General features: G+C 70.8%; 17 protein-coding genes. 3 read left to right on the top strand and 14 right to left on the bottom strand.

The annotated features are described in order from the left end of the window. Positions 1-158 precede the first annotated feature (158 nt). The 8 genes from D892_RS0121790 to D892_RS0121755 are packed head-to-tail and all read right to left on the bottom strand — an operon-like array spanning position 159 to position 11,280. Positions 159-1,148, bottom strand: a complete 990-nt coding sequence (locus tag D892_RS0121790; protein WP_232236137.1) for a hypothetical protein — start codon at positions 1,146-1,148, stop codon at positions 159-161. After that, the gene (locus D892_RS0121785; protein WP_024803274.1) at positions 1,124-1,735 is read right to left on the bottom strand and encodes a nitroreductase family protein; all 612 of its coding nucleotides are present in this window, start codon (positions 1,733-1,735) and stop codon (positions 1,124-1,126) included. Before D892_RS0121785 ends, D892_RS0121790 begins: the two co-directional genes overlap by 25 nt. Further along, positions 1,732-2,709 (bottom strand): ScbA/BarX family gamma-butyrolactone biosynthesis protein, encoded by a 978-nt coding sequence (locus tag D892_RS0121780; RefSeq protein WP_024803273.1) that lies wholly within the window; start codon positions 2,707-2,709, stop codon positions 1,732-1,734. Before D892_RS0121780 ends, D892_RS0121785 begins: the two co-directional genes overlap by 4 nt. Continuing rightward, positions 2,706-3,614: a nucleoside-diphosphate kinase gene (locus D892_RS0121775; protein ID WP_024803272.1), complete on the bottom strand. Its 909-nt coding sequence runs from the start codon at positions 3,612-3,614 to the stop codon at positions 2,706-2,708. Before D892_RS0121775 ends, D892_RS0121780 begins: the two co-directional genes overlap by 4 nt. Continuing rightward, a complete protein-coding gene (locus D892_RS0121770) occupies positions 3,611-4,705 on the bottom strand; it encodes an SDR family oxidoreductase (protein WP_024803271.1) in 1,095 nt (364 codons plus the stop codon). The genes D892_RS0121775 and D892_RS0121770 overlap by 4 nt, the downstream gene beginning before the upstream one ends. Then, positions 4,702-4,983, bottom strand: coding sequence for an acyl carrier protein (locus tag D892_RS0121765; protein ID WP_024803270.1), 282 nt, complete (start codon positions 4,981-4,983; stop codon positions 4,702-4,704). The genes D892_RS0121770 and D892_RS0121765 overlap by 4 nt, the downstream gene beginning before the upstream one ends. Next, on the bottom strand, positions 4,983-8,612 hold the full coding sequence (locus D892_RS0121760) for an AMP-binding protein (RefSeq protein ID WP_024803269.1): 3,630 nt from the start codon (positions 8,610-8,612) through the stop codon (positions 4,983-4,985). Before D892_RS0121760 ends, D892_RS0121765 begins: the two co-directional genes overlap by 1 nt. Then, the gene (locus D892_RS0121755; protein ID WP_051499138.1) at positions 8,602-11,280 is read right to left on the bottom strand and encodes a phosphoenolpyruvate synthase; all 2,679 of its coding nucleotides are present in this window, start codon (positions 11,278-11,280) and stop codon (positions 8,602-8,604) included. Before D892_RS0121755 ends, D892_RS0121760 begins: the two co-directional genes overlap by 11 nt. Positions 11,281-11,546: 266 nt before the next feature. Between D892_RS0121755 and D892_RS0121750 the strand changes: the two genes are divergently transcribed. The 3 genes from D892_RS0121750 (at position 11,547) to D892_RS0121740 (ending at position 13,695) form a co-directional block, all read left to right on the top strand. Next, positions 11,547-12,251: an ESX secretion-associated protein EspG gene (locus D892_RS0121750; protein WP_024803267.1), complete on the top strand. Its 705-nt coding sequence runs from the start codon at positions 11,547-11,549 to the stop codon at positions 12,249-12,251. Positions 12,252-12,385: 134 nt separating this feature from the next. Beyond that, positions 12,386-12,760, top strand: coding sequence for a hypothetical protein (locus D892_RS0121745; protein WP_024803266.1), 375 nt, complete (start codon positions 12,386-12,388; stop codon positions 12,758-12,760). After that, positions 12,757-13,695 (top strand): hypothetical protein, encoded by a 939-nt coding sequence (locus D892_RS0121740; RefSeq protein WP_024803265.1) that lies wholly within the window; start codon positions 12,757-12,759, stop codon positions 13,693-13,695. Before D892_RS0121745 ends, D892_RS0121740 begins: the two co-directional genes overlap by 4 nt. Before the next feature lie 6 nt (positions 13,696-13,701). On the opposite strand, the gene D892_RS49665 is transcribed toward D892_RS0121740, so the two are convergent. The 6 genes from D892_RS49665 to rplU all read right to left on the bottom strand — a co-directional run bounded on the left by D892_RS49665 (position 13,702) and on the right by rplU (position 18,278). Further along, positions 13,702-13,896, bottom strand: a complete 195-nt coding sequence (locus D892_RS49665) for a PIN domain-containing protein (RefSeq protein ID WP_198036963.1) — start codon at positions 13,894-13,896, stop codon at positions 13,702-13,704. 232 nt (positions 13,897-14,128) lie between these two features. Then, on the bottom strand, positions 14,129-14,383 hold the full coding sequence (locus D892_RS0121735; protein ID WP_198036962.1) for a hypothetical protein: 255 nt from the start codon (positions 14,381-14,383) through the stop codon (positions 14,129-14,131). Positions 14,384-14,453: 70 nt separating this feature from the next. Then, positions 14,454-15,581 (bottom strand): glutamate 5-kinase, encoded by a 1,128-nt coding sequence (proB, locus tag D892_RS0121730; protein WP_024803263.1) that lies wholly within the window; start codon positions 15,579-15,581, stop codon positions 14,454-14,456. A gap of 508 nt (positions 15,582-16,089) precedes the next feature. After that, positions 16,090-17,550, bottom strand: coding sequence for a GTPase ObgE (gene obgE / locus D892_RS0121725; protein WP_024803262.1), 1,461 nt, complete (start codon positions 17,548-17,550; stop codon positions 16,090-16,092). Between the two features lie 103 nt (positions 17,551-17,653). Then, positions 17,654-17,920, bottom strand: coding sequence for a 50S ribosomal protein L27 (gene rpmA, locus D892_RS0121720; protein WP_024803261.1), 267 nt, complete (start codon positions 17,918-17,920; stop codon positions 17,654-17,656). 46 nt (positions 17,921-17,966) lie between these two features. Then, the gene (rplU, locus tag D892_RS0121715) at positions 17,967-18,278 is read right to left on the bottom strand and encodes a 50S ribosomal protein L21 (RefSeq protein ID WP_024803260.1); all 312 of its coding nucleotides are present in this window, start codon (positions 18,276-18,278) and stop codon (positions 17,967-17,969) included. Positions 18,279-18,439: the final 161 nt, after the last annotated feature.

Genomic DNA, 18,439 nt, shown 5'->3' with positions numbered 1-18,439 from the left:
CGAGCCCGACGCGGCAAGGGCGGACCGCGCCGGATCCAACGCGCCGCAATCTGCGAAGGGGACATCTCCTGCGACGCCGGGTGCACTGTCCAGGATGCGCGATCCGCCCGGCCCTCCCACTGCCCTTTCGATGGCCTTCCGGTGACCATCGAGCAAGCTCAGGGCAGTAGCAGCGCTTGGGCGACGAGGACGGTATACAACGTCAGGACGAACAGGACCGCGCCGACGAGCGGATAGGGCGCCCGGGCCGCGCCCGGATCGGCGTCGGGCCGGGCGATAAGCGTTCCGGCGGGGCCGAGAAAACGTCCAGCACCCCACAGCGGAAACACCAACAATACCAACGGGATCCAGGCGACGATCGCGCCGGGGGCGTCGAATATCCAGGGCCGCACCAGAATCAGGTCGCAGACCACCGCGACCACCGCGAATCCCACGCCGGCCGCCGTACTCCCCTTCGCGCCCAGCGCATTCGAGTAGAACCATTCCCCCGGCCGCGGTTCGTGTGCCGTCTTGCGCGCGAACTCGAACTGCAGGAAGGCGCCGGCGAAGATCACCGCGACCGCCGCCGTCGCCCAGCGGGATTCGACCTGTCCGGTATCGATCGCCGACAGCACGACATATGCGATGACGAACAGCTGCACCGGATAGGTGACCACCAGGTTCACCAGGATCGCGTCGCGCACCGTGGCCGACAGCCGCTCCAGGCCCCACAGCGCCAGGCCGTAACCCAGTGTGGCGGCGATCATCACCGCCGAGGGCACCGACAGCGCCAGCGAGGCGGCGACGGCGCCGACCGCGATCACCGCCATCGCCGACCGCAGCTCTCCCGCGCTCACCGCACCCGTGACCAGCGGCCGGTCCGGATGGTGTTCGCGGTCGTAGTCCAGGTCCTTCTGCTCGTCCACCATCCGCAGATAGAGCAGCACGAACGCCACCACCGCGATCCGCACGACCGTGGCGCCGCCCGGGCGCCACGACGTGTCCGGATGCGATACCAGCGCGGCCGTACCCTCCAGCGCGAGCGTGAACAACACCGCGTAGAGCAGATAGTGCGGCTCGTACCGTACGCGGGTGAACCGCGCCAGCCGCGCCACGGCGGTCCCCGGACGCGACGACACCGCGGTCATGCCCCGCCCCACCGGTCCCACATGGTCACCTCCGACGCGGGCCGCCGACGCGGCAAGGACTCCGGCCCCGGCCGCAACCAGGCGACCGGCAGCATCGCCACCTGCGTGACCTCGTCGAACGGCAGACCGAGCAGGTCCGCCACCTCCTGCTCGTAGGCCAGGTGCGCGGTGGTCGGGCAGGAGCCGAGGCCGCGATCGTGCAGGGCCAGCAGGAGATTCCACACCGCCGGATAGACCGATCCGTAGAAGCTCGTCAGCAACCGGTCGTTCCCGCTCGGCGGCCGCCCGACCGCGCACACGATCACCAGCGCGGGCATCTCGTGCAGATGGTCGGCCAGATACTGCGCCGACGCCAGATCGGCCAGCTGATCCGGGCGCGGGGTGCGCCCGGACATGTTCTGCTCGAAGCCCTTCCGGTAATACCGCGAGATCTCCAGGCGCGTCGGCGGGTCCTGCACCACCACGAACCGCCACGGCTGCCGGTTCGAGCCGCTCGGGGCGCACACCGCCACCTCCAGGCACTCCAGCAGATCCTCCCGCCGCACCGGACGGGCCGGATCCAGCCGCCGCCGGAACGATCGGGTCGTGGTCAGTAGCCGGGCCGTCATCGCAGCTCCTCCTCCGCATCGGCGAACTCCGCAGCGTCGGCGAACTCCAGCTCGATCCTGGCGGCCGCCGCACCGCACTGCAGAATGTCGCACCGGATCGTGGTCGGCGCCAATTCGGTGATCTCCGCGCTGCATTCGGCCGATCGGTCCAGTTCCACGAACCGGTCGAAGCTGCTCGCGACCCCCAGCAGCCGGGGCGCCCGCGGCATCAGCAGCGCCACCGCGGTCTGCCGTGCCGCCTCGATGAGCAGGCTGCCCGGGACGTGGTCGAGCGGATGGTCGAACAGGACGGGATGCGCTGTGTCCGCGACGAGTTCGGTCGTGGCGCCCGAGCGCGTCCGCCGGACCGGGCCGACCACCACATTGCGATGGCTCTCCCGCCCGACCGCCGCCGGTACGGCGCGCTCACCGTGCACGAGGGCGTCTCGGAAAGGTCCCAGCCCCAGGCTTTCCCGGAACTGCGAGCGCATCCGGTCGGACTGCTTCGGGGTGATCCAGGTGAACGAGCCGTCGACGGTCATCATCGCCACACCGTCGCGCTCGATGTCGAGCACCACGTCCAGCCCGCACAGCACGTCGCCGCGCACGTGCCGGCGGGCGATTCGCACCGCCATCACCAGATCGGCGGGCGCCCCGCCGATCTCCCACGCCTCGGTGTCGGCGGCGATTCCGTTGTAGCGCCGCACCACGAAGGCCATATCCTGTGGGACACCGAAGTATTCGTGCGTCAGCGCGATGGCGGCCTGCCGGCCGGCCTCCATCACCAGCAGCGGATCGTAGTGCCCGGCTCCGGATCCGGTGTGATCGCCGTAGTAGGCGTGCATCCGCGGCAGCTGGGCGCCGACGACGTAGTCGTCCGGCGACTGCGCGTGCAGCGAGGTGACGAAGACCTCCGAAATCGCGCAGCGGTGCGCCAGCAGCCGGGAGATGGTGCGGGTATGGCTCGCCACCTGCACCGTCACAGTTTCGGTCATGATCGTCCCTCCAACCAGTCGTGTGCGCCGACCGGCCGCAGCGTCTGCGGAGCGGAACCGGTGCGCATCGGTAGTACGTGCGATCCGAGGACGATGGCCGACCACGGATCGATGGTCCGGTCCGCGGCCCAGGCCCCGCGCAGCAGTCGCGCGCAGTCCTCGTCGGCGTCCGGATCGAGCCCGCCGGGGGTTTCGCCGAGATCGGCCAGGATGCGGTCGAGCGCGGTGCCGCGGTCGAAATCCCGTGCGGGCGTGCGGGAATACAGGGCATCGGCCAGTTCGGCGGCCTCCGCCGAACGGTCGGTGCCGGCGCACACCTGCGCCAGCGCCCGGGCGCGGGCACGCTCGTCGAAATAGATCGCGAACTCGCGCAGCACATCCGCCGGATCGTCCGGCGAATGCACCAGGTTGAGCAGATAGTTGTCCCTGCCGAGCAGATGGCGCAGCTCGCCGGGCCGGCGCTTGCGCGGATCGGTGGCGCCCTTGGCCGAGGTCAGGCGGACCGGAGTCGGCAGTTCGTCCTCGGGGCCGCAGACCACCAGCACCAGCGCCTCGGAGATGCCGATCAGCAGGTCAGCCAGGCGGCGGCGTTCGGGCGAGGCGATATTCCAGGCGAAATACCACAGCGCGCGCACGAAATGCCGGTCGGCGACCACGGTTCGGGCACTCACCACCCGGAAGTTGCTGTCCCGCAACCATTCCAGGGTCGGTTCCACCGCGCGGGCGACGATGGCGTCCGGCTTCATCAACAGCATCGAATGTCCCCGCGCGAATCGCGCGGCGTCCATCCCGATCTCGTCCAGCTGGCCGACGGTTTCCTGGACGTAGGTGTCGGCGGCATAGGCGTCGGCCTTGTCCGGCAACGGAGTCAGGGCGGCCAGCAGGTCGCGCAGGTCGCTCGTCATCGGCGCCCCCCGGTCACCTCGTCGGCCAGGATCTCCTCGATCGACGGCAGCGGACTACCGAGGTAGCCGGACTCCAGGCAGTAGTCCAGCAGTGTGCGCAGGTACTCCTTGCCGCTGTCGGGGGACGGACGGCCCAGCAGCGCATCGGTATTCGCGGTGTCGAATCGGATCCGGCGGGCGAAATAGCTGGTGTAGAGCGCGCCGATGCGCAGGTAGTACTCGCGCTCGACCGGCTCCAGGTCGTCGACCGCGAACGAGGTCTCGGGCACGAACGTCGCGACGTGGAAGGACGGATATTCGGCGAGTACGTCGGAAATCTCCCGCAGCGACAACGTATCGCGGCCGACGGCGTGAAAGGTCTTCCCGCAGGCCGATTCGATATCGCCGGCGACCGCGGCGGCGACATCGGCAACGACATCGGCGACGTGATCGACCGGCGCCAGCGACACGGTCGCGTCGTAGCGCCCCGGCAGCGAGCGCAGCTTGCCCTCGACCATCAGCTTCACCACGGTGTAGAGGTTCTTGTAGTCGCGGATCGTCCCGGTGCCGGTGGCGCCGGTGACGATGCCGGGCCGCACGATCGCCCACCGCAGGCCCGCCGTCTCGCGCACCATCCGTTCGGCGCGGAACTTGCTCTCCTCGTAGCCGTTTCCGAAGGACTGGCCCGCGGCGAGATCCGATTCGGTGACGGTCCCGTCGCGCAGGCCGCACACGTAGGCGGTGCTCACGTGCACCAGCGGCACGTTCCAGCGCAGCGCCAGGTCGATGGCGTGCGCCGTGCCGCGCACATTGAGGTCCTCGTATTCCCCGGCGGTGGCGTCGAAGGCGGTGGTGGCGGCCGTGTGCACCACCACCCCGACCCGGCCCGCCAGCTCGGCCTCGGTCTGCTCGTCCAGCCCGAAGCCCGGCCGGCGGATGTCGCCGGTCACCGGCACGACCTGGGTGACGGGCGTGCCGTCGTTGCGCATCAGCCGCGAAGTGCGGTGCAGCACAGCGGTCACCGGCCGGCCGGCCGTCACCAGCCGGGCCGCCACCTCGGAGCCGACCAGGCCGCTGGCGCCGCTGACCAGTGCCTCGTAGCGCTCACTCATGGCTCCACCTCGCTCACCGACGCCCGGCTCCCCGACAGCGTCCCCTCGATCAGGTCGACCACGTCGCCGACCCGGTGCACGCCCGCCACCTGTTCGGGCCGGTAGCGCGGCAGGGCGAAGGTCCGCTCCAGGACCACGGTCAGCTCCATCAGGCGCAGCGAATCGAACCCGAGGTCCTCCACCAGCCGCAGATCGTCGGCGGGTGGGCGCGGGTCGGGCGCCATGGCCTCGATCAGTCGCCGGACGCGATGCGCCACCTCGTCTTCCACGGCGGTCATCAGTGCTCTCCTTCACGCAGATGTGGTTGCCTGCCACCCGAGGTCAGCAGATCGCGGGCCTCGTCCAGGGGCAGGTCGGTATCGAGATATCCGGCGACGCGCAGCCAGTCGTAGCTGATGTCCAGGGTGCGCCGCCACTGTTCCCGGGAGTCGAACGACGCCGGGAAGTCGTTCCCGCCGACGTGCTCTCGCACCCGGGACACCAGGTCGTCGAGTTGCGCCAGGCCGTCCAGGTGGCCGGCCTCGGCCACGAGTGTCCTCGCGAACTCCACCCGGCCGGCCGCCGCCACCGCCCGCAGCAGGTCACCGGCCGAATCGGGCAGCATTCTGGTCAGCGTCCGCACCGGTGCGACATCGGCGGGCAACGGATGTATTCCGTAGGCCGCCAGCGTCATTCGGACGCACATGGCGATCAGCCGGTGCGCCGCGATATCGGCGACCGCGCCCTGGCCGCTCTTCACCGCGCCGACCAGGTCCTCGCGGGCGTTCTCCAGCACCACGTTCGACCAGACCAGGTCGAGGGCGCACGCGGTGAACCGCTCGGCGGGCAGCGGTGACAGTGTCGCGACCGCCGCATCGGACGGCTCGCGCGCCGCGCCCGACAGGCCGAGCACCGGCACCGCCCGCCCCGGCGTCGGCGAGTACGGGCGCAGCGGCTTGCACATGGCCAGCGCCGGGGTGATCGGCCCGCCGCCGCGCCACTGCAATCCGACCAGCCCGAGCCGCACGAATTCGGCCAGTTCGGCCCCGATCTCGGCGCGGTCGAGTACCTCCCGCACCGAACGCCGCAGCACCACCGACCGCCAGGCGCGGCCGCCCCGCTCGGACAGCACGAACACCTCGCGCTCGCCCCGGATGACGTGCACACGGCCGCCGATTCCCCAGGTCGTTACTCCGGGAACGCGGGACAAGATCACCGTACCGGCGTCGGCGGACACTCCGGTAATACCGAACTCCTCTGCCACAGAGAGTATTTCGGTCACAGAGGCCGCCCCGGCCAGGGACCGGTAGCGGTCGATCAGGTGTTCCGGGGTGGCCGTAACGCCCGACCCCGCGGCTTCACGCTCACCCGGCGCGGGCCCGCGTCCGACCGAAGCACCCGATCCGTCCTCGGCCACGCCGGCCGTCCCCTGCCCGGACCCGTCCGGCGCGCCGACGTCCGGAACACCCGAGACGTGGGTTCCCGTGACGATCCTGTCCAATTGTTCGGGCAGCCACTTGGTTTCGACATAGGTCTCGCCCCGGCGGGCCGCCCACGCCTTGACTCCCTGCAGCAGTCCGTCCCGGCCCCATTCGGCCGCTTCCTCCTGCTCCCCCATCGCATCCAGGGCGACCGCATACCGCAGGGCCTGCCGGGCGCGTTCGGACCACCACTCGCCGAGGACGGCCGAAAACTCGGAATATGGGAGCAGCGCCCGCAATGCGCCGATGTCGGGGGCGCCCGGCTCGGCGCGCAGCACGGTGGCGCGCAGGAACCGCTGGCAGCGGTTGAGCACGTCCTCGTCCAGCTCCGCCGGGCTCTCCGCCCGCGCGACCCGTTCGAGCTGGGCGCGCAGCTGCGCCACCGACCTGGTCCGCACCTCCACCCGGCGCCCGTCCAGGAACAGCACGGTGGGCAGCGTCGGCATGTCCTCGTCGCCCGGCGCCACGGCCAGGAAATCGACGTCGGATCCCTCGTTGCCGAATCCTTCCGCGAGCGATCCCTCGAACAGCAGCGCCGAATCATCGGGCACCGCAACCTGGTTCAGGGCACGGTCGAGCAGCAGCCGTGCCGACCGGAAGGAGAGCACCGTTCCCGTGCCGCCGGCCGTCTCGCCCGACACCGGCACACCGTCGGCGCTCCCGCCCGACACCGGCACACCGTCGGCGCTCCCGCCCGGCACCGGCACGCCGTCGGCGCTCGCACCCGGCACCGGCACGCCGTCGGCGCTCGCACCCGACACCGGCACGCCGTCGGCCGCCTCGTGCACCACGGCGCCGTCCAGGCCGCCGTCACGGAACAGCTGCCACATGTGCCGCCGCCGCGGCTTACCGCTCGACGTGCGCCGGATGAAACCGCGCGGCCCGGTGACCACCGTGGCGGTCTGCGCGGGCCCGAGCGCGGCGCGAACGATGCTGCGCGCCTGTTCGATCCAGTCACCGGGCGCGGTCTCGGCGAACAGCGCGACCCCCTGGACACCGGCGCCGGTCAGCGCGACCGCGGCCAGCTTGCCCTTGGTGACGCCGGTTTCGCGGGACACCCGCGATTCGATGTCCTCCATGAACACCGACCGCCCGCGCACCTTCAGGCTGGAGCCCATCCGGCCCAGCACGAAAATCTCACCGCGATAACGGAATCCGGCATCACCGGAATACAGCCGGCCGTCCTCGATCCGGGTGCCCCCGGACGCCGCCTCGATGTAACCGAGCGCGACGGAATCCCCGCCGACCACGATCTCCCCGAGCGTGCCGTCCGGCAGCTCCCGGCCGTCCTCGCCGACCACACACACCCTCGACTCCGCGGTCGGGTGGCCGAGCCCGGTGATCCAGCCCGGTCCCGTCACCCAGGCGCCGTCGTCGAGCTGCGCCTGGGCCACCACCCGGATCGGCTGTCCGAAGCGGAGGTTCGCGTTGTCCAAGCGCAGGGCGGTCAGCGGGCGGTCGCGCGTCGAGGAACTCACCATCAGCGTCGCCTCGGCGAGCCCGTAGGCCAGGGCGAAGGCCCGTGCCGAGAAACCCCGCGGTGCTGTCAATTCCGTGAACGCGTGCAGATCCGCGACCTCGACGGGCTCGGATCCCACCGCCAGCGTGCGCCAGCCCGACAGATCCAGCTCGGCCACCTGCTCCGGCGAAACCCGGTGTGCCACATAGCCGAGCGCGAACGACGGTGACGGCGAATGCTGCGCATGCGTCATCGCCTGCAGCCAGCGCAGCGGATCGCGGATGAACTGGTCCGGCCGCATCAGATACAGGTCGCCCTGATTGGTCACGGTGGTGAAGAACGCCCCGACCAGGCCCATGTCGTGGTACAGCGGCAGCCAGGACGCCATCGCCTCACCGGGCCGCCACTCCATCAGCCGGGTGATCATCGCGATGTTGTCGGTCAAGTTCCGCCAGGACACCCGGACACCGCGCGGCGTCCCCGTGGAGCCCGAGGTGAACTGCAACAGCGCGCAGTCGCCGGGCGTGCCGAACTCTCGCTCGGCGACCGGCTCGGACGCCCCGATCAGCAGCGGATCGTCGGAGCGCCCGGCCTCGGTCATCGACCGCCGCACCAGCGCCTCGAGATCGGCGGTGGTCACCACTACCCGGGGGCGCGCCTGCCGCAGGATGGCCGCCACATGCGACACATACTGGTCCAGATCACCGAACGTCGGCGGTGTGACCGGGGTGAACACCCCGCCGCAGGCCCACACCGCGTAAAAGGCCGCGACACAGGGGAATCCGGTGGGCATGATCACGCAGGCGCCGTCGCCGCCGCCCAGCCCGGCGGCCCGCAACCGCGGCGTCATCGCCCAGGCCGCGTCCGCCAGTTCCCGATACGACCGGTACTCCCAGCCGTCGGCCTCGTCGGCCAGATATATCCCGGTGTCGTCCGACGGGTGCGCAAGCCACCCGCGCACCGCCTCGATATCGTCGTCAACCTGCATCGGGAGCGTCTCCTTCGGCCAGTACGGTAACGGTTCCGGTGGTGCCGTCGACCCGAATCGGCATACCGGTACGGAGCTTGGTGGTGGCGTCGCGGACCTGCACCACCGTCGGCACGCCGAGCTCGCGCGCCACGATCGCGACGTGCGTGAGCGGGCTGCCGCGCTCGATCACCAGGGCGGCGGCCGAGGGCAGCGCCGCCACCCAGCCCGGGTCGGTGCGGTAGGTGACCAGCACGCCGCCCGCGACATCGCGCGGCTCGTCGACCACGACCGCCGGGCCGGTGCCGACACCGGACCCGGACGGTGTGCCGGACAGGACGGCGCCGGCCGTCGCGGCCGGCATGTCGGCGACCGGCACCCAGCCCTGCTCCGCCAGCTCCGCACGACCGAATCCGGCACCGTGGGTGACGAACCGCGAGGGCGCGACCAGCCGGGAGTCGGTGGCCCGCTGTCGTTTACGCGCCTCGACCAGGCCCCGCAGCGGCGCGGTGTCGGCGCCCTCGTAGCAGCCCCGCAGTTCCGTCACGGTCAGGAAGAACACGTCGGCGAAATCGTCGATGACGCCGCGGGCGGCCAGATCCCGGCCCATCACCCGGATCATCCGCTTCACCATGCCGAATGCGCGGGTGCGGCAGAATCGCAGCCGCTCGCGATGCGCGGCGCAGCGGCCTACCTTGCGGCGCAGCCGATCGTACAGCCGCCGGCGCACGCCGTGCAGATGCTCGTCGAGATAGGCCTCCGCCTCGCCGCCCCGCCGCGTCTGCTCCTGCGGCAGCGCGCCGCGCAGCAGCACGAACAGGCTCGCCGGATCCTCCCGCAGATCCGGTGTCTCCAACTTCAGCTCGTCGATGCTGCGGTAGCCGTAACGCACGATGTAGTCGTCCACCAGGGACAGGAACTCGGTTCGGCCGGCGGCCTCGAGGTCTGCCCGTGCCCGTTCGGGGGCACTCGATTCGACAATCCTACGCAGGCCGGGATCGGCGCGGACGGCCTCGGCCATGGCGGCCATGGCGCGCGCCGGTTCGGCCGATTCCACGTCCTCGCCCGGACCGGCCATCGCGTACAGGAACCATTCCGGCGCCTTCGGCAACAGCAGCTTGGTCAGCACGTACAGCAGACCGGTCAGCGTCAGCAGGATCGCGTCCAGCACCATCATCGGGCCCCAGCGGCGCACCAGTTCCCGGTCCAGTTCGCGGTAGCGGGCATAGGCCCGTTCGCCGGTCAGCGCGGCGTCGTCGACGGCGTCGAATTCGTCGTAGACGCGGTAGAACTCGGTGAGGAAGCGCTCCATCATCGCGTCGATCCCGGCGATCCGCCGCAGATAGGTCACCGTGGTCACCGCGCGCGACCACAGTCGCGCCGCGGGGTTGGCGAAGGTGAAGGGGCGCAACGTTTTCGCCAGATCGTCCGGCAGTGGCTCCTCGACGCCGAGCGCCGCCTCCAGGACCCGGCGGTTGAGCGGATAACCCGGCGCGATGCCCACCATCCGGTACCAGTGCAGCAGGTTGTAGTACACCCGGCCGTGGAAACTGCCCAGCAGCACGCCGGTCCAGGCGTCGGTCTGGCGCAGCTGGGGCCCCGGCACCCGCAGTGACCGCGCGTATCCGCGGTAGACCCGGCCGTAGATATCGGCGGCCGTGGTGAAGGTCAAGGGCGAGGTGAGGCCGTTGAAGCTCTCGAGGATGTTCGAGTTGTCCCAGATCCGCGACTCGTCGGGGGCCAGGTGCTCGCCCGCGCCGCGCAGCGGGGCGCTGATCGGCGTGGTGATAGGCCGCGCCTGCAGCACCCACAGGCCGTCGGCGTCGGCGGCCCATTCGATGTCCTGCGGCGCGCCGAGCGCCTCCTCGACCCGGCGGCCCAGCCCGGCCAGTTCCGCCACCGCCTCGTCCGACAGCACGGCCGCGGCGCTGCGCTGCGCGTCCACGGGCACCGGGGCGCATCCGCCGGCGCCGTCGGGCAGGTACGCGGTCGCCTTCTCGCCGAGCACCGATTCCACGACCGTTCCCGAAACCTTGTCCACCACCAGCGAATCCGCGTCCACGGCACCGGACACCAGGCCCTCACCCAGGCCGTACACCGCGCCGATCACCAGCTCGCCCGGGGCTCCGGTGGTGGGATTCGCCGTGAACAGCACCCCGCTCGAGCGCGCCTCGACCAGCCGTTGCACCACCACCGCCGGCACTCCCGGCAGCGGCAGATCGTGCGCGAAGGCGTACCGGATCACCCGCTCGGCGAACGCCGACGCCCAGCACTCCCGCACGGCCGCGCCCACCGCCTCGACACCCCGGCGGTTCAGGAACGAATCGAATTGTCCCGCAAAGGAATATCCGGCGCCGTCCTCGGCCTCCGCCGACGAGCGCACCGCGATCGGCACATCGCCGAGCAGTTCGCACGCCGCGCGGATCCGCTCGGCGGCCTCCGGCGGCAGCTGCGCCGCGACCAGGCGCTCACGCAGTCGCGCGCCGCGCCGCAGGGCCTCGTCGAGATCGCTCGTCGTAGCAAATTCCGCTGCCGCCGAGACCAATTCGCCGTCCACATGCTCGAACAAATCGGATTCCAGCACCACCCAATCCGGCACCCGGAACCCGGCCGCCCGCAGCCGCCGCAGCCCTCGCGCCTTTCCGCCGCCCGTGTCGGCGTCTCCTACCTCCGGTTGTACTACGTGCACGCACCCTCCAGTTCTCCTACACGCCAGTTCTCCTACACGACCCAACCTCCGCGACGAGTGGCCGCGTTCACCCACCCTCGTCTCGGACCACCCGAATGTCTTCCTGCGCAGGCGGTCACCACGGTGTTGCAGGGTTATCCCGATCGCGTCCAGAGGTGTTAACGACCGCAGCACACGAATCGAGGATTCGGATCGGCTGGTCGCGCGACCGGCACCCGGCTAGGCTACGAGGCGCTCGTGACGAACGGTGAAGGGTGTTAATCGGCGTGAGTTGGTCTTTCACTCCGGACGAGTTCGCCCACATCTGGCGCGAGACCGACCTGGATCGCCACCCGTTCCCGCTCCGCATCCTGGAGACGCCGCGGACCGAGGACGAGGCCACGGCGCTGCGCCGGATCCTGGAGTCCCGCCTGCCGCTGCACGCCGACCCCGATCTGTCCGCCTGCCTGCGCATCCTCGCCGAGCCGCACACCCGGGTGGTCGCGATCGGCGGCCGGCACGCGCCCGGCACCGAGATCCGCGCGCTGGGGGCGGCGGTCTACGACCACGCCGTGCTGGCCGTGCAGGACCCGGGCGGCTGCGCGGACTTCGGCGGCCGGGTACACCTCTCGATCGGCCACAGCGCCAAACTCGGCACCCGCATCGCGGGACTGCTCCCGGACACCCCGGCCGGAAGAGAACCGTCCCGCTCGGCGCCGACCGCGGCGGTCCGCGACGAGGAAACCGTCGTGGCCACCCAGCCGCTGGCGCCGCGCATCCGGCGGCTGCTGCTCCGGCCGCACACCGCGGAGGGGCATATCCGCATCGAGGCCCGGCTGGACCGGGAGAATCCCCCGACACCGGTCTACTACACCTGGATCGACGTGGCCGACGACGGCCGCTACCTGATCCGCGCCGGCGACGAGGTGCACGTCGCACCCGCCTCCACACAGCAACTCGCCGCCCATCTCCAGAAGCGGATTCCGAAGTGAGCGACGGTAACGGCTGACCGGCCGTACTCACTGACCGGCCGTACCGACTGACCGGCTGTACCGACTGACCGATAATGGGCACACCGATTAGGCTGTGCCACAGGGCACGACCGACCGATCCGGAGGGGGTGCGCATGACGATCGAGGCGAGCCAGGCCGACATCGGCAGATTTCTGCAGGCGGCGCAGGGCGGCACCGTCCGATTCGATCCGGCGGCGGCGCGCCGCTGCGCGGAGTCCTACGACCAGCAGATCGACCGGCTCCGGCACCTGCAGCGGCGCCTGGAATCGGTATCGGACCTGCACGGCTTCGGTGGCTTCTTCTCGGCGCAGCAACTGCAGGCCGGATTCTCCCGCAAGGCCCGCGACACGGCCGCGCTGCTGGACCGGTATATCGCCGCTTGCTACCGGATGAAGGAGGGGTTCCTGATCAGCGCCGGCCTGCACGACGAGGCCGACGCCGCACACGCCGCCGCGTTGCGGGCCATCGCGCCGAGGCAGTCGCGATGACCACGGAATTCCGCTACGGCCCACCCCCGCCGCGCCCCACCGACCCGGAATACATCAGCGCGATGGAACATTTCGAGTCGATGCCGCACGAGCAGATCTACGCCGGAACCCAGCAGATCGACGCCGGCGAGATCCTGCAGGCGTCGTCGGCGTGGCTGGAGGCCGCCGCCGCGCTCGCCACGACGATGCCGCTGGCGCACGGCTCGGTGGATCACGCCATGTTCGACGGCCACTGGGAGGGCGCGGCCGCCGAGGCCGCCGAGGCCTGCGCCCGTGGCCTCACCCGATCCGTCGAGGAACTGGCCGCGGTCCTGGGCGAGGTGGGCGCCCGCCTGGGCGCGCTGGCCGCCGCGGCCGAGGCGGTCAAGCTCGCCGTCGTCCCACCCGGGAACTCCGGCCCGATCGGCGACATCGCCCGCCTGCTGGAGAGCGCGCACGTCATCGATGCCCGGATCGCGCAGGAGGCCCTGCACCAGGAGGCCCTGCTGGCGATGAACATGATCTACAAGCCCGCCTACCAGGCCGCGGGCTCCGGCATCCCGGCCGTCCCCGATCCCCCGGCACTCCCCGGCACCACTCCCCCACCGCCGAACCCCGCTGCCCCGCAATCGACCCCACCCCACCGAACCACCCCCGACCAGCAGCAGAACCACACGCCCCCGGCCCCGAACCGAACACCCCCGCCGGAATCACCCACCCAGCCCACGCCTCCGCCGCAATCCCTCGCGCCTCCACCACAGCCGTCCACACCCCCAGCACCTCCGCCACCCGACCACACGCCCGCACCTCCGACCAGCACACCCTCGCCGGCTCCGCAGCCCCACGCCCCGGCGGAACCGGGCCCGCCCCTCCCCGACCAGGAGGGTCAGCCCGGCATCACCGGCCCGATCCCCAACACCACCACCCCGGCCCCCGGCCAGCGCGGCGTCAACTGACGACCGTCAGCTGCCTTCCCACTCCGCACGCAGTGTCTCGACGGTCCACGTCGGCCGACCACAGCCGAGAAAATCGTTGTCCCCGGTAAGGATCCCGCCATCGAAGGCAAGCGAAAGAGCCACGACGGGCCGGTCGGCAGGATCGCGCGGAACCCTGCGGCGCGCAACAGCTTCCCTGTGTGCACAGACGGAGTGCGGCACCACTTCCGACGCCCGGCCACTACTGCGCGCGCATCATCACACAGCGCCTGCGCTTGATCCGCCGACAGCCGACCGCGCTCGACGATCAGAGCGATCCGGCGCTCCAACTCGTACTGCGTCTCGCTCCACTGCGCTTCCGCGACAACTACTTGCCGAGCAGGATGCTGCAGCAATTCGCGCCCTCACCGGCGCAGCAATTCGGCAACAAGGACGCTGGCGTCGGCAACGATGATCACTCGGCCTGCTTACGCAGATCGAACAGGTCTGCGAGTTCGTCCTCCGACATCCCGGACTCGGTCAACACGCGTTCAACCGTCGCGCCCAGCTTGGCCAGGGACTCGTTCACCTCGTCCTCGTCGGGAGCGAGCGGTAGGTAGAACCCGATGATGCGGCCATGCTGACGGACAGCGATCGGGTCGGAGCCGGATAGATAAGCGGCAGCATGATCCCGGAACTCGCGCACTCCGATGCTCTTCATGTCCAGCACCTCCGGAATTTGTGTACACAATGTGGCCACAGTTATCCCCGACCGGGTTCGCTGTGCAAGCCCCGACGGTTTACACCTTCACCAGGTCGTCGGCGTGGATGACCGGGCGCTGCATGCCGTCGGGAAGGTCGGTGGTGGAGCGGCCCATCATGGATTGGAGTTCGGTGCTGTCGTATTCGACTACGCCGCGGGCGACCAATCGGCCGTCGGGGGCGACCAGGTCGATGACGTCGCCGCCGTGGAAGCGGCCGCGGACGCCGGTGATGCCGGCGGCCAGCAGGGAGCGGCGGCAGCGGGATACGGCCCGCACCGCGCCCTCGTCGAGCAGCACCGCGCCGCGGCTGTCGGCGGCGTGCCGGACCCAGAACTTGCGGGCCGACAACCGCACCGGGCGGGCGGCGAAGGCGGTGCCGACCGAGGCGCCGCTCAGTGCGGCGGCGGCCTCGGCGGCGGCGGCCAGCAGCACCGGCACTCCGGCGTCGGCGGCGAGCCGCGCCGCCGACAGCTTCGAGGCCATGCCGCCCGTGCCGAGCGCGCCGCCGCTACCGGCGATCACACCGTCCAGATCGGCGCTGCCGCGCACCTCCGGAATGAAGGTGGCGGCGCCCTTGCGGGGGTCGCCGTCGTAGAGTCCGTCCACATCCGACAGCAGCACCAGGGCGTCGGCGCCGACCAGATGGGCGACCAGCGCCGCCAGCCGATCGTTGTCGCCGAACCGGATCTCCTCGGTGGCGATGGTGTCGTTCTCGTTGACCACCGCGATCGCGTGCAGCGACCGCAGCCGGTCCAGGGTCCGCTGCGCATTGCGATGATGTTCGCGGCGGGAGAAGTCGCCCGCGGTCAGCAGCACCTGGCCGACGGTGCGGCCGTACCGGGCGAACGAGGTGCCCCAGGCGTGCGCCAGCGCCAGCTGACCGACGCTGGCCGCCGCCTGCTTGGTCGCCAGATCCCGCGGCCGCGTGGACAGCTCGAGCGGCGCCATGCCCGCACCGATGGCGCCCGAGGACACCACGACGACATCGGACCCGGCCCGCATCCGCGCCTCGACCGCGTCGGCCAGCTTGTCCAGCCGCGCCGTGTCGAGACCGCCCGCCAGGCTGGTCAGCGCCGACGACCCGATCTTCACGACCACACTGCGCGCCGTCGCGATCGCCGTGCGCGCCGCACTCGTTTCCCGCTCCGAATCCACCTGTGCCATACCGCAACTCACTCCCACAACACCGAACTACCCAGCCGCGAACGGGGATCGCACATCCCGATACCCGCCCTCCCGGCTGTACCGACGCGGGCGACGAGAGCCGATGCACCACGGCTCGATTCGCGATCCGACGGCATCCGGTCGCAGGCACGTCGACTGCCACACATCGACGCCCCCGCACCCTGCACCCGGCACCGGCACGAACCAGGAGGGTGCACATACTCCACGACGAAAACCGATGCGCTACAGCATGGTCCGCGCCCCGGCAGCACCGAACACGAGGCACCGGACAGACCGAACGCCGGTGCGCCCACGCCCTGTGTCCGAACCTCGCGCACCGCCCGGCACCACGCGCACTGTGCGGCGAGAGCCGATGCGCCGCAGTACGGTCCGCAGCCCGGCAGCACCGAGCGAGATGCACCGGACGGACCGGACAAGCCTGTCCGCGTATCCGCCGCGACAGCACGGACGGGCCGCACGACCGTCGGCGAGGTGCGCGGCGGCCGGTTCACCGCTGGTCCTCGTCCTCCGAGACCAGGCCGCGGCGCACCCGGGACGCGTGTTTGCGTTCGGCCGCCGAGACGCGGTCGGACTGATCGAGGCGCGGGTCCGTGCCCCGGCCCGACATCACCACGTCGACACCGGCGGAGACCTGCGGTTCCCAGTCGAAGCTGATGTCGCCGATGGTCACCGGGGCGCCCGGCTCGGCACCCAGCCGCGCCAGCTCCTCCTCCACGCCGAGGCGGGCCAGCCGGTCGGCCAGGTAGCCGACGGCCTCGTCGTTGTCGAACTGCGTCTGGTGCACCCAGCGCTCCGGACGTTCACCACGCACGATGAAGCCGCCCGGCACCTCCGGATCCGCCTCGACGCTGAAGCCGCTCTCGCCCCGGACCACCGGCCGGATCACCGGGCGCCGCGGCGGCGCCTTCGGATGCGCCTCGCGGTACTCGCGCACCAGCGTCGCGAGCGCGAAGGTCAACGGCCGCAAGCCCTCCCGGCTCACCGCGGAGATCTTGAACACCGGCCAGCCGCGCGCCTCGAAGTCGGGGGTCACCATCTCGGCGAGCTCGTCGGCATCGGGGACGTCGGTCTTGTTGAGAATCACCACGCGCGGGCGCTCGGCCAGATCGCCGAGCCCGGAGTCGGCCTGCAACTCGGGCTGATAGGCGGCCAGCTCGGCCTCCAGCGCGTCCACGTCCGACACCGGATCGCGGCCGGATTCCAGTGTCGCGCAATCCACTACGTGCGCCAGCACCGCGCAGCGCTCGAGGTGGCGCAGGAAGTCCAGCCCGAGCCCGCGCCCCTCGCTCGCCCCGGGAATCAGGCCGGGCACGTCGGCGACGGTGAAGGAGGTGTCGCCGCTGGACACCACGCCCAGATTGGGCACCAGCGTGGTGAACGGGTAGTCGGCGATCTTCGGCTTCGCGGCCGACAGCACCGACACCAGCGACGACTTCCCCGCCGACGGGTAGCCGACCAGCCCGATGTCGGCCACCGATTTCAGCTCGAGGGTGAGATCGTGCTCCTCGCCGTCCTCCCCGAGCAGCGCGAAACCGGGCGCCTTGCGGGCCCGCGACACCAGCGCCGCATTCCCGAGCCCGCCGCGGCCGCCGCGCGCGGCCACGAACCGGGTGCCCGCGCCGACCAGATCGGCCAGCAGCCTGCCGTTCGCGCCGACCACCACGGTCCCGTCCGGCACCCGCAGCAGCAGTTCGCCGCCCTGCTTGCCGTCCCGGTTGCCACCCTCGCCGGGCTTACCGTTGCCGGCCCGGGCGTGCGGGTGGAAGTGGAAGTCCAGCAGGGTGTGCACGTTGGGGTCGACCTCGAGGATCACGTCCCCGCCGTTGCCGCCGTTACCGCCGTCGGGCCCGCCCAGCGGCTTGAACTTCTCCCGATGCACCGAGGCACACCCGTGGCCGCCCTTCCCGGCCCGCACGTGCAGCACGACGCGATCGATGAATCTGGACATGCCCTGATCATCCTCCTTATCGATCGATCGGTCGGCAGGTGCCGAAACAGGAAAACGGGTCAGGGTGTCGCACCCTGACCCGCTTCGCAGTGTGTGGCGCGGCTCAGGCCTCCGCCGGCTCCGGAACCACGATGTTGACGGTCTTGCGGCCGCGCTTGGTGCCGAACCGGACCGCGCCCGCCTCCAGGGCGAACAGCGTGTCGTCGCCACCGCGACCGACGTTCGCGCCCGGGTGGAAGTGCGTGCCGCGCTGCCGGACCAGGATCTCGCCGGCCTTGACGGCCTGGCCGCCGAAGCGCTTCACGCCGAGCCGCTGGGCATTCGAGTCGCGACCGTTACGAGAGCTGGACGCACCCTTCTTATGTGCCATTGCTGTGGAAACTCCTCGTACTGGGGGTCGAACCCCGTAGCCGCTCTTACTTGATGCCGGTGACCTTCAGGACCGTCAGCTTCTGACGGTGGCCCTGACGCTTGTGGTAGCCGGTCTTGTTCTTGAACTTGTGGATGCGGATCTTCGGGCCCTTGGTCTGCTCGACCACCTCGGCGGACACCGACACCTCGGCCAGCTTGTCCTTGTCGGTGGTCAGCTCGGCACCGTCGACGACCAGCACCGGCGGCAGCGACACCGCGGTGCCCGGCTCGCCCTCGATCTTCTCGACCTTCACCAGGTCACCGACCGCGACCTTGTACTGCTTTCCGCCGGTCTTGACGATCGCGTACGTTGCCATCGGTCGGCTACCCTCTTCCTCTACTAGTGCTCGGCACTGTACTCGTGCGGCCGGATCGCCCGGCCTACGCCGGAAACCGCCGCACATCTGGTCTGGTAATCACGCCGCCTCGGTGCCTGGCGGGCTCTGGTATCGAATACCGCACACTCTCGTATCGAACC

The sequence above is a fragment of the Nocardia sp. BMG51109 genome (assembly GCF_000526215.1).
In the GTDB taxonomy this organism is placed as follows: Bacteria; Actinomycetota; Actinomycetes; order Mycobacteriales; family Mycobacteriaceae; genus Nocardia.
This window is presented reverse-complemented; position numbering and strand designations above follow the sequence as displayed.